We start from the raw sequence: 11,808 nt of genomic DNA, 5'->3' as shown, positions 1-11,808 counted from the left end.
GGTTCTAGTAGTTCCTCAAAATTATCAGCTTCTGGAGTAAAGGCTGTTTTAATTTTTGCGTATTTTTTCTCAGTAGCAAATTCTAAATAATCAATTATTTTAGATACTTCACTACCAGCTTTAAAGGCTGCCGCGTGAGCCAAACCTGCTTCATATAACGCCGTTAAAACAGCGTTTTGTGTAACCTGATGAGAGATAGAAATTTCCATGACCATACCAAATATTTCAGCAATTTATTCAGCTAAGTTAGGTAATTTTATTTCGGCTTTTTCTTCTGCTTTTATCATTAGATTGACATCATCAATCTCTACTTTAACTTCAAATTCACCCCATCTTTCATCATCGATGTCAAATCTGTACATTAGCCATTCTGGTAATGTGTTTATTCGTTTAATTATGTTCTCTGGATTATTAGCATTAACCGTTATTTTTCAGGCATTTCAGCCGGAAAGGATTCAGGGTCTAGCAACTCGTAAATCCTTCTAATCATTCCGCAACAACATTCTTCGTTCATATCTGGTATTGTTATCGTTCGTATATTTTCAGGTTCTTTTTTATTTTCAGGTTCTCCTCCTCCGATGCCTGGCGGGATATCTTTTGTGCTCGCGGAAAAGTTGGGAATTACATAATCAAATTCTGTGCATTCCATCCACGAATCACAAAATGCACCTACACTTTCATACATTAAATCAGGGTCGCCGTATGCCCACTCAGACTCCCACCGTCCTTGCCTATAAAAAACCTCTCACTTCCTGTTGGTTGAGGAGTTTCCCCCCACCTCGGATTCCAACCCATGTGACTAACAAAAGTGATGCTACTTCTACTTGGTGGAGGATTACAGCATCCCCCGCTACCCATTTGTCTGTCGAACTCTTCAACGCTGTACTTTTCATCAGCTTTTATGGTACAACCGATATTGCCATTTCCGCCATTTCCATTGTCTGAATCATCATCTGAATCATCATCTGAACTATCGCCTGGTCGCCTTCCTTTATCATCATCAATTTTGTCACCTGAATTAGGACCCCCAAAACTTCTCCCGCTACCACCACCGCCACTTCTGCCGCCGCGTGGTTTTTTACCTCCCTTTGGTTCATCTCTCTTTGGTGGTTCCTCGTCTACTCGCCGCGCATCATCTTCCCTTTTCCACCTACCATGGTCTTCTGGGTTAATTCCACGCGGCACTCTGGTGATTGGGTCCCAAGGATTTACTAATCCGGGAACACCTCCTCTATCTCTTTCCCTTGCATACGGTAAACCCCTACCAAAGTCCATTGTTGAAGATGTTTGGTCGCCTAAATCTCCTGCTAAACCTGAACTTACTCCTCCTGACCTACCAATATTCCTGGGTGTGCTTGACCTAATAGTATCTTTAATTTTTAGAGTGTCTCTAATTTTTAGAGTGTCTCTAACCATGCTGAATAATTATTGAAGGCTATTAATAAATTAGAAATATTATATAATATTACAAAATAATTGAGGACTATCCATGAGGGGAATTAAAAATATGGCTACGGAAATTAATGCCAGCAATTGGCATAACGCCGTAGAGTTATTTAATGGCGCGATTTTAGAAGGCTTGATAACTGACAGATGTCGTTATGATATTACCGCTTACGCTTATGTCTCTAGCTTGAATGCTAGGTGCTATATCCCTAGTCTCAATCAATCAAAAATACCCAAAATTTATCCAGAATATAGTTATTATCAAAGATGGCAAAAGAAACAAGATGTGTGACAAGGTTCTATCAGCTTACCGGTATTTTATGGGAACCTCGCAACAGAAAACRGGTTAAATCTAGGTATCGTAAAACTCCCTTATTCTGGGGGGATTCACACAGAAAACCTATTGATTGAGTTGATTACCAATCAGACAGAAGGATTAGCTATAGATTCACATTCTGTATGAAAAGCTAGATGTTTAAATCAATTGCACAATAATGATTAAATTAATATTTTTGGTATGGCAGAATACCAACTTGATACCTTACCCAAAACACCATCATTAACTCAACCCGAAATTTTGGTATTTCCGTAGGTAATACCCCTACACTTATCCGCGCCGCCAATACTTACAGATATCGCTTACACTTGCAGAATACGGGTAGCGTTGGGGTTTGGTTTAGTCATGGACACATCAGCAATTGCATACCAGGTCAATGTTTATGGCTACCCCCTAATACTGCATAGGATGACGAGTTAAAATCTACTGCCAGCATCTATGGAATGACAGAGGATAGTGTTTCGCAGATTGTCGGGTTAGAGCAGACAATCACTTACTAACCGACTACAATAGAATTATTTAAGAGGTAGGTGATTATGAGTTTCTCAGTTTATAGCAGTGTTTTAAATTTAGACACTCTCAATATTACTGCTAAGATACCAGGTACTCCCGTTACAAGCACTATTAGTTTAACGGCTAATACAGTTGCCGAATTGGTAGCAGAAAATGCTAACACAAACTGGCGTAATGTATTTATCAAAAACCCGTCTAATATACCCGTTCATTTGATTTTAGACCCTACCGGCGATAGCGTGTCAGACGCTGCATTTTCGGTTAAACCAGGTGATACAGTTATGCTAACAATTGGTGGTAGCGATTTACAAGCTATCGCGGAATCTAGCGCTAACGTATCAATAACTTTAATTGAATTTGTTACTGTAGGTTAATAATAATTAGGGGGAATCCCCCCTAAGATGAATATAGAGGCAGTTATGACTAATTTCAACATTTACTCTAGTAAATTTGGGCAATCAACCGATGACTTGCCAGAAGGTGAAGTTAATCTGTATTTAACTAATGAACGGATACAAGCAGTTATTTACTCAAATACTAATTTAGTCAAATTAACTCAGTTAACTTGGAATAATATTACTAATAAACCTGGCACTTTCCCCACATCTACTCATTCCCATAGCTGGACTGAAATAACGTCCAAACCGTCTACGTTCGCGCCATCCGGTCACGGTCATCTATGGGGCGACATCAGTAGTGCGCCTGCTACCGCAACACGGTTACCTACTTGGTCTGAAGTTACAAGTAAACCGACAACGTTTACTCCATCAGAACATACACATACTATTGCAAATGTTACAGGACTTCAAGGTGCATTAGACGGTAAAGAGCCTACTTTTACCAAAAATACAGCATTTCATAAAAACTTCGGAACAACTACTGGAACTGTAACCGAAGGTAACGATGTCAGATTATCAAATGCTAGAACGCCAACTAGCCATACACACGGTAACATTAGCAATACCGGAACTATAGGTTCTACGGCTAATTTACCGTTAATTACCACCACATTAGGCGCTGTTACTACCGGTACTTTCGGTAGCACGGCAAATACATTTTGTCGTGGTGATGATAGCCGCCTTTCCACCAACCTAAGCTACACTACCGGGGCAGCCCAAGGGACGGTAACAAGCAGTACCGGAACTAACGCTACTATTCCAGCAGCTACGACGAGCATCGCCGGTTTATTAACTTCTGCTGATAAATCTAAATTGAATGGAATAGCCGCAGGCGCACAAGTAAATGTAGCAACTAATTTAGGAGTAACAGCAGGAACAACAGCAGGTCCTGTAGTTACATCATCAACAGGAACTAATGTTACTTTACCTACAGCTAGTGCAACTAATTCAGGGATAATTACAACTGGGAATCAGACATGGACAGGAGTTAAAACATTTAATTCATTAATTACCGGGTCAATAAGTGGAAACGCCGGAACAGCAACAGCACTTCAAACAGCAAGAACAATCAATGGAACAAGTTTTAATGGAACAGCAAATATTACTACTGTAAACTGGGGAACTGCTCGGACTTTAACAATTGGTTCTACAGGCAAATCAGTAAACGGCTCTGGAAATGTAAGTTGGAGTTTAGCAGAAATTGGTGCTTTACCAAATCTTTCAATAACTGTAACAGGAGATTGGAATGATGTGTTAACAACAGGTTTTGCTCAAGGGAGTTCTCTTTTAAATCAAAGTCCGGGAAGTTCATGGCGTTTTTGTACTGTACAAAGACATAAGAATTCTGCGATTTCTCAAACAATGATACCTTTTGGAGGAGAAGATATTTATCAAAGAAATCGTGTAAATGCAGTCTGGAGTAGCTGGCAACAATTAGCTTTTACAAGCTCTAATATTACAGGTAATGCAGCAACTGCAACCACGCTTCAAACTGCTAGAACAATTAATGGGACTTCGTTTAATGGTAGTGCCAATATAACAATAACTGCCAATACTCCTAATACATTAACAAATGGTACGGGATTAACTGGAAATAATTTTAATGGGAGTGCTGCAACAACATGGGCAGTTGCTTACGGCAAGCAGGCACAGCCTGTCAAGGTAATGATAGTAGATTATCTGACGCTAGGACTCCCACAACGCACACACATTCAAATATTACATTAACAGCAGGAGATGGTTGATCCGGAGGAGGAACTTTAGCAGCTAATAGAACAATTAATGTAGATTCAACTGTAGTTAGAACTACAGGTAATAAAACTTTAACAGGAATTAAAACATTTAACATAACAAATAATCCAGTAACTTTTGCAACTAATGAAAGTTTTCCTGATGGAAATATGCTTATTTATTTTAATGTTTGGAGGGGGTTTGACATCCGCCGGATAGGAGATAATCCAATTACGGCTTTAGTACTAAATAGTAGAGTTGGAGCCAATAGCTGGGCGTTTTCTCATCAAGGGAATTATTCTATAGAATTAGAAGCAGATGCTAATCCTAGAGTATTTATATATCATGGTATTAATTTTCATCAAAGCGATGTTTGGCGAACTGCTCCTAGCGATAGATATTCAATACAATTATATAACGGGCAGACATATTTTATAAAGAGCTCAACTCTTTCATCATCTGGAGTACATACTAGATTTAGAGTAGAACACACAAACGTATCTTTGATTAACGATAGTGGAGATTATGTTAAAGGTTCTTCGTATATTAGACTTAAAACAGTTTGTGCTCAGAGTATTAATGGCTTAAATTTACTTAAAAAATTAAATGTAATTGAATTTAAATATAATGAGTTAGCAGCCATGGATTTTCTACACAATAAACAAAAATAGGTTTAATCGCACAAGAGGTTCAACAGTCTTATCCTGATGCAGTTGAATTGGTTAAAAATGACCACACATATAGCCCTGAATTTGACGAAAAAAACATAGATTATCTGACGATTCTTTATGAAAAATTAGTTCCTTTATTAGTGGCAGGTATTCAAGAATTATCCCCAAAATTAGAGGCACTAAGTAAATCAACAGCATCTACAAATGTTAATATCAGTAATTTACCGACAAGCCCTACAGGTTTAAGTGTAGGTGATTTATGGTGTGACACGGATAACGATAATGTAATCAAGCCGGTGAGATAATGTCTAACAAATATGATATATCTGAAACTAATTGGTTTTTAGCTTACAACCAATACTTTATCAAAGAGGATGATACCCCACACGGAAGTAAACAATTGCCAGATATATCAGGTAGTAAATTTGTGAGGATATTATTTGATGCAGACCAGGTTTCTATTTATTTGAAAATGGCAGGATGGTTAAAATTTTACACATACAATGATGTGAAGCAGAATATGATGGTTAAACGTGAAACTATTTGGCTAAATGAATATCAAATAATTGAATCACCACCATATAGTAATTTTTACTCAATATTTGAACCCTGGGAGAGGATTAAATGGTTTACCCTTTATTTTTGGAGATTAATGCAATGAGTATAATAATACTAGAGGTTCTGTTATTGATCACTGTTATTGTTTATTTGGGCATTGATTCATTGATAGGCAATAAAATAATTGAGTCTAAACTAGATTTAAACAATAAAAAGTTAGACATATTATTTGAGTTTTTGAAAAATTAGTTAGTTCAGATAGTTGGTAAAAAACAGTTAGAAGATAAAAAGCAATCACCCCATCTCCCAATCAACAGAGATGATATTGATGATGATGGTTGGCGTAAACCCTAACACCTAACAGCTAACACCTAACAGCTACCCCAATAACTTAAATGGTCCCCTATGGTTTCTGACTATGGGGGTGTCTATTTATTTTTTGGCTAACGGACTGTTGCAACGGACTGTTAAAAATTTATATGAATGCTTACCCTATCATGTCCAGATAATACCCAGAACTACTTTACCCCTAACAGATAGCTTTACCTACAACCTACGGCTAAGATTTTGGCTTAGGGTGTTTATTAGGGGTACTGGGTTTTGAACGAAATGAATACCCCTATAAATTGGAGACTTGCTGAGGATTATGTAGGTATCAGCGAGAGATGACGAAACAAGTCACCAGTTGAAAAGTTGTTTGGGGGTATCGCTTCAGTATGTCATAGCCAGGTTAGTCGTGATTATGCGATCGCATTTTGTTGGTAGTGGGTTCTAAATGCTCAGAGAAATTTCCCCAATATTCAAACCCCCAATAATCTGACTACCCCTATGGGTGTATTGACTCCCCTAGTGGGTTCCCTATGGGTTTTGAAATTTGAGCCATACCCTCCCCCTAACCGAAACAAGCACTATTGGGGAAACGAACGATGTGATAGCAGTCAATGGTGAGGAACGAACCGGTAGGCTTGCTATTGACTGCTATCACGAGAGAGTTACCCTATCTGTGTTTGGTTAGGGGGTGATATGGATATTTGACAGATTGATTAAGTTGTGCTTGTTGACTGAGTAATCATCCTATTGACAGAATTATTTTCCTATGCTAGGACTAGATTGTGAGTAATATCTGAGTAATTAGGTACGACTATCGGGTTGAGTGTTTCCCGGCTATCGCCGTTAGGATAAGGGTTTAAAGGCAACGGGACTGGCCGGACTCGAACCGGCGACCTAGCGCTTCAGATTTGTGTGAGTTTCCCCACTCTCTGGACTATCCCTTCACCATAAGCACTCATAGAATGCTCTTAGGTGGTGGCCGTTATGTTCAAGAAGTCGTTTAATCCAACTCCCAAAACCAGTCTCTGCACCTTCTCCAACCGTAGGGGTTAGAGCTTGGCTCAAGATTACCTTATTCATGGTTCACATAAACTTAGGCTTCCTTGAGTTTGACCACATTCACACAAGGGGTTTCCCCACATGGTGCCCGATTCTTCAGGAGGCGCTTGCTCTATCCATCTGAGCCACAGCCCCAGTCATTTACTCTATGGTAACAGATTCTCGTGCTTATATGTTGATTTTTTAGACAATTTTAAAAAATTTGCCCGCCAAGTTAGCCCCAAGGGGTTGACAAAAGCCGGGGATTTCTGGTATGATATTGACATACTCTTAAATAATTGGATATTTGCCAAAATAAAAAAGCTGTCAATATTCCGATTATTTTAGAATAGTAGCATGAGTCAAGCAAAAAAGCTACCCCCTCCCCAAAAAAATGATTTTTTTTAACATTGCTTAATTTTTTGTTACAAAACTTAACATAACTATCAATGAACCCAGGTTTCATCCCAGGGACCGCCTCCAGTTTCCAGACCACAGAGGGAACTATGGGCTTCCAGAATTAAGCGTCGCTGTTGTCGGAGTTGTAGGGTTACTTCACCTTTCATAGTATCGCGACAGCAGAATTGCAAGCCATGATGAGTAGGGGCGCGTAGAGGAGTACCGGGGTAGGTAGTGGTAGCCTGGAGGGAAACTTGAAACTGTCCGTTGTCAGCTTGAATGTGCCAATCTCCCCAGGGTGCAATTTGCCAGTGAACTTGAGCATTCCAGGGGACAAACTCATAAAATTGACCGCGATAGTGAATACCGACCATAGCGACGGACTCGATCCACCACAATAGCGATCGCTTTCCGCCGCCTGCTGTGAGAGCCAAATCAGGAATATGGTCAAAACAGTTGCAGTTAACCCAAAACCACTTTCGAGGAAATGCGCCGCCCCAGTTTTTCTCACCGTAAGCGGGGGCGTTAGTAAACTGATAGAGTGTGCCATTCCAGTCAATCGAGCCCGTAGCCCAACCGTGAGCCATTAATATTTGCCATCCCGGTTCAAAAATAGGCAGAAATGATAGCCAGCCGGCGGTTGACTGTTGTTTTCCCCACCCATAAACGGGAGTGATAGTATATTCCCAACTACAGTTACGGGTTCCATCTTTAAGGCTACCTTGATGGTGGGTATCAGTTCCCTGATATCCTTGATGAATATGGCGATCAAATAGTTGAGAGTCGAGATATCCAGGGGCAGATTTTAGGTCAGTGTCTCCCCAATGACCTAGGGCTAGGGTGTCGGTAGATGCCCAGAATTTATTGACATCAGGGAAAGTCCGACAGAGGTACTGGTCATCTGGTCCTAAAATTNTGGGCGGCACCGCCACTGTGAGGTTGTCCGCCGCTGGGGTCTTCAATGGAGTACATGAAGGCGAAGGTTTGACGGGGTTCGGGGAGAGTGACCCGATAATACCAGCCTTCAAAAAAACGGCGATCGCCGCCTTCCCAGTGATAACCATTGTGGGGGGTAGATAGAGTAATGGGTTTGAAATCAAACATGGCAATCATGAAAACTCCTGTCTGGAGATTAGCGTTGGTGGCGGCTATGCACCGAAACCGTAGCCTTTCCTATTCCCGTTMTTTACAGTTAGCGACGGTTCGCCTGGACGGACGACCGGCTAATCGGACGGTAGTATTTAGGGGGTTTATGACTAAGGGCGATCGCCTGAAATTTGTGACGGACACCCGCAGCCAAAAGGTGATAGAAATTGCCGAAAATCCTTGGGCTGAGGCTTGCTGGTATTTTCCCAAAACCCGGGAACAGTTCCGTATCTCTGGTCAGTTAACCATAGTAGGGTATACAGAGCATCTATGTTATCAGAGTTGGCAGGAGTTATCAGAGGCAGCCAAAAGTCAATTTTTCTGGCCAGACCCTGGTGAAAAGCGATCGCCAAACGCTAATTTTGACCCTCCCGACCCCATTCCCCAACAGCCACCCCCCAACTTTTCAGTTTTGCTGCTAACACCGGAGCGGGTGGATCATTTACAATTGCGTGGTGAGCCCCAGAATCGGACCATTTATGATATTCAAGGTCATGGCACGAGTAAGGGGAGGGCGGTCAATCCTTAAATACCAGAACCGTCTAAAAATTCTTGGATGGCTCTATTTTTAATCCGACAGCTTAGGTTATTACCTTCTTGGGTAGTTAAGGTTTGATATTGTCCTTTAGAGGTTGAGGAACCGGCTGCTACAGGGATTTGTTCAACCATGAGTACCCTTTCCTGCTGTAAGGATTCCATTTGCTGTTCGAGGGTTTCAATGCGATCTAGCAGAGTCCGAATCACTACGGCTTCCGAGTCAGGTAAACTACCATGTTCAAGGGGGTTAACTTTGACACCGGAGCGGTAAAGAATGCGACCGGGAACCCCTACTACTGTGCAGTTAGAGGGAACATCGCGCAAGACTACGGAACCCGCACCAATGCGGACATTATTACCAATTTGGAGATTACCGAGAACTTTGGCTCCGGCTCCGACGACTACATTTTCCCCTAGGGTGGGGTGACGTTTACCGCTTTCTTTACCTGTACCACCGAGGGTTACGCCTTGGTAAATTAAGCAGAAGTCTCCGACAATGGCTGTTTCTCCAATGACTACACCCATACCATGATCTATGAACACGCCTTGACCTATGGTAGCCCCGGGGTGGATTTCAATGCCGGTAATAAATCGGGACAGGTGAGATATCAGACGGGGAATTAGGGGTAAACCGATACAGTACAACCAGTGAGCGAGACGGTGAAATAGCAACGCTTGCAGACCGGGGTAGCAGAACATGACTTCTAGCCAGTTCCGAGCGGCGGGGTCACGATCGAAGATAATGCGAAAGTCGGCTCGAAGGGTCTTTAGCACAATCAATAACCAGTTTCTGTTAAACAAATTACTTATCTATGTTAACGGATGAGGGGCTAATACAAAAGTTTAAATGTCAGGATGTGATCAATTTTACCAGGGCTTTATAATTTCACTGAGGGACAGAGGCAGTAGTATAGGTTCATTATTGCCTCAAAAGCCCAATGGTCGGGGGATACATCAGAAAAGGGAATTGGTAATAGGTCAAAGTTTTTGCTAGAACAAGCGTTCCTTAATGTCGCTTGGTCAATTTGGGCGATCGCTTTTGGTTGGTTCACTACAACGGGATTAACTGGACTGAGGGACTCACGGCTGTTGTCGGTGGTTTCGGTGGTTTGGGCGGAAACGGGGGCGATCGCAGTTATTATCAATAAGCTGAGGGGGATTAGCTCTTGTGCTTTCATCTGAAAATTTAAGCTGTCAGTTATGGGGCTATTAGGGGTCGAGATAGACCTCACGGTCTACCCCTCCCATTCAAAACCGTACTTGAGACTTTCACCTCATACGGCTCCTAGTTTGACCGTCTCCTTGTTAAGAGTACAGCATCATCTCTTCATCAAGAGCTGTTTTATCGTCGTGACAATGGCGATGTAATAATTGAATATTCTTGTATTCATCCTTTCCGCCATGGCTTCTAGGTACAATGTGGTCTATTTCAATTAAATCTGATGGGGTAAAGTATTGCCCGCACCAGGTACATCTACCTTTTTGCTTTTTGAGTAGTTTTGCTACCCTATTTGGTGTATCGATTGCTTGTCCTTTCCTGGTTGCCCAGTAAGTCCAATTTCCGTCGTATGGTGTTGCGTCAGGGCGTATTAGGGTATGTCTGACAATTGGAGTCCAGTTATGTTTGAATAGATGAATCCCATCTTTGGTTTGGAACAGCCAATTTTCGTATCTTTCTTTCCCATTGCTAAGTTTAATTGTTCCATGTCTGAAATAATTACTTAGTTTTTCGTRACTTGCCTTTCCRCATCTTGATACTGTCCATGCCCGWAWCATTTGCCARATTATGWRGTCTAGCTTAWYRAAGGTCTCTGTTGAGACTACCGCTGAATAATARTTTGACCATCCCCGAATAATTGGATTTAGTCTACTTATCAGGGCTGATTGAGGTGCTGTTTTGTATTGTTTTATTACACCTTTTATCGCTTCTGTGTGGGCTTTAACTGCTTTTTGACTAGGTTTTATGTGGGTTTTATGTCCGATTATTCGTCTTGTTGCCCCACCTTTTTTCCCAGATTTGTACTTTCCTGCTGGGTATTGCCTGATATTGAATCCTAGAAAGTCGAACCCTGGATTCTCTGTCTTACCGCCATATTCAATAGTTTTGAGTGTATGACAGATTCGAGTCTTTTCAGGTTTTATTTCTAGTCCTACAGGTTTTAGCCATTCAGAAATAGCAGTTTTGCACTGTTCAATGATTCCTAGTTCTTTTGAAATTACCACGAAATCATCGGCGTATCTTATAACATTCGCATATGGGCGATTATCTGTTTTCTTGGGATACAGTTTTTCAATTAACCTAATCATTCCATCCAGTGCGATGTTGGCTAGGAGTGGACTTATTACCCCTCCTTGGGGTGTCCCTGATTCTGTATCCTCAAATACACCGTTGTCTAGCACACCTGCTTTGAGCCATTGTTTCAGGTCTCTTTTTAGGTTGCTTGGACAATGAATTTTTGACAGTAGGTAATCATGGTTTATTCGGTCAAAGCATTTTGCTATATCAGCGTCAAGAACATAGTATTGTCCTTGATTTATGGCAGTATAGATTCTACCAATTGCGTCTTGGGCTGACCGTCCGGGACGGAACCCATAGCTTGTGCCTTCAAATTTCGATTCCCATTCAGGTTCGAGAGCCGACTTAACCAAGGCTTGCCTTGCTCTATCTTGGATTGTGGGTATTCCTATTCCAGCTTTTTTCATC

General features: G+C 41.3%; 7 protein-coding genes and 3 pseudogenes. 5 read left to right on the top strand and 5 right to left on the bottom strand.

Features of this window, described 5'->3' with window-relative positions; translation table 11 throughout:
* A pseudogene (locus B9T16_RS20140) lies at nucleotides 1-1,416 on the bottom strand (hypothetical protein); the annotation flags it as partial.
* Between the two features lie 73 nt (nucleotides 1,417-1,489).
* Here B9T16_RS20140 and B9T16_RS20135 point away from each other — a divergent pair.
* The 4 genes and pseudogenes from B9T16_RS20135 to B9T16_RS20120 all read left to right on the top strand — a co-directional run bounded on the left by B9T16_RS20135 (nucleotide 1,490) and on the right by B9T16_RS20120 (nucleotide 5,757).
* Nucleotides 1,490-1,738: a hypothetical protein gene (locus B9T16_RS20135; protein ID WP_410245600.1), complete on the top strand. Its 249-nt coding sequence runs from the start codon at nucleotides 1,490-1,492 to the stop codon at nucleotides 1,736-1,738.
* Between the two features lie 581 nt (nucleotides 1,739-2,319).
* Nucleotides 2,320-2,670, top strand: a complete 351-nt coding sequence (locus B9T16_RS20130; protein WP_410245599.1) for a hypothetical protein — start codon at nucleotides 2,320-2,322, stop codon at nucleotides 2,668-2,670.
* Nucleotides 2,671-2,715: 45 nt separating this feature from the next.
* Nucleotides 2,716-5,401, top strand: a pseudogene (locus B9T16_RS20125) (tail fiber domain-containing protein).
* On the top strand, nucleotides 5,401-5,757 hold the full coding sequence (locus B9T16_RS20120) for a hypothetical protein (protein WP_006615909.1): 357 nt from the start codon (nucleotides 5,401-5,403) through the stop codon (nucleotides 5,755-5,757). Before B9T16_RS20125 ends, B9T16_RS20120 begins: the two are co-directional and overlap by 1 nt.
* A gap of 1,711 nt (nucleotides 5,758-7,468) precedes the next feature.
* Here the strand turns inward: B9T16_RS20120 and B9T16_RS20115 are convergent.
* Nucleotides 7,469-8,534, bottom strand: a pseudogene (locus tag B9T16_RS20115) (tocopherol cyclase family protein).
* Here B9T16_RS20115 and B9T16_RS20110 point away from each other — a divergent pair.
* Nucleotides 8,533-9,096: an Npun_F5749 family FMN-dependent PPOX-type flavoprotein gene (locus B9T16_RS20110; protein WP_410245598.1), complete on the top strand. Its 564-nt coding sequence runs from the start codon at nucleotides 8,533-8,535 to the stop codon at nucleotides 9,094-9,096. The pseudogene B9T16_RS20115 and the gene B9T16_RS20110 overlap by 2 nt on opposite strands.
* Here the strand turns inward: B9T16_RS20110 and cysE are convergent.
* From cysE to B9T16_RS20095, 3 genes are all read right to left on the bottom strand, one after another.
* Entirely contained in the window at nucleotides 9,093-9,878 is a 786-nt protein-coding gene (gene cysE, locus B9T16_RS20105) for a serine O-acetyltransferase (RefSeq protein WP_006616675.1), read from the bottom strand. The two genes, B9T16_RS20110 and cysE, sit on opposite strands and share 4 nt — an antisense overlap.
* Before the next feature lie 104 nt (nucleotides 9,879-9,982).
* Nucleotides 9,983-10,282 (bottom strand): hypothetical protein, encoded by a 300-nt coding sequence (locus B9T16_RS20100; RefSeq protein WP_006616674.1) that lies wholly within the window; start codon nucleotides 10,280-10,282, stop codon nucleotides 9,983-9,985.
* A 127-nt stretch (nucleotides 10,283-10,409) separates the two neighbouring features.
* Nucleotides 10,410-11,807 carry a group II intron reverse transcriptase gene (locus tag B9T16_RS20095; RefSeq protein WP_410245597.1) on the bottom strand — a complete coding sequence of 466 codons (1,398 nt, stop codon included), beginning with the start codon at nucleotides 11,805-11,807 and terminating at the stop codon, nucleotides 10,410-10,412.
* Nucleotide 11,808 lies beyond the last annotated feature (1 nt).

This window comes from Arthrospira sp. PCC 8006 (assembly GCF_046480465.1).
Taxonomy (GTDB): domain Bacteria; phylum Cyanobacteriota; class Cyanobacteriia; order Cyanobacteriales; family Microcoleaceae; genus Limnospira; species Limnospira platensis.
The sequence above is the reverse complement of the archived record's forward strand: the minus strand, read 5'-3'. Positions and strand labels throughout refer to the sequence as shown.

What these genes read in the sequence shown, in the direction of transcription:
- B9T16_RS20135 (WP_410245600.1), top strand. Translation starts at nt 1,490, where the DNA reads ATGAGGGGAATTAAAAATATGGCTACGGAAATTAATGCCAGCAATTGG.
- B9T16_RS20130 (WP_410245599.1), top strand. Translation starts at nt 2,320, where the DNA reads ATGAGTTTCTCAGTTTATAGCAGTGTTTTAAATTTAGACACTCTCAAT.
- B9T16_RS20120 (WP_006615909.1), top strand. Translation starts at nt 5,401, where the DNA reads ATGTCTAACAAATATGATATATCTGAAACTAATTGGTTTTTAGCTTAC.
- B9T16_RS20100 (WP_006616674.1), bottom strand. Translation starts at nt 10,282, where the DNA reads ATGAAAGCACAAGAGCTAATCCCCCTCAGCTTATTGATAATAACTGCG.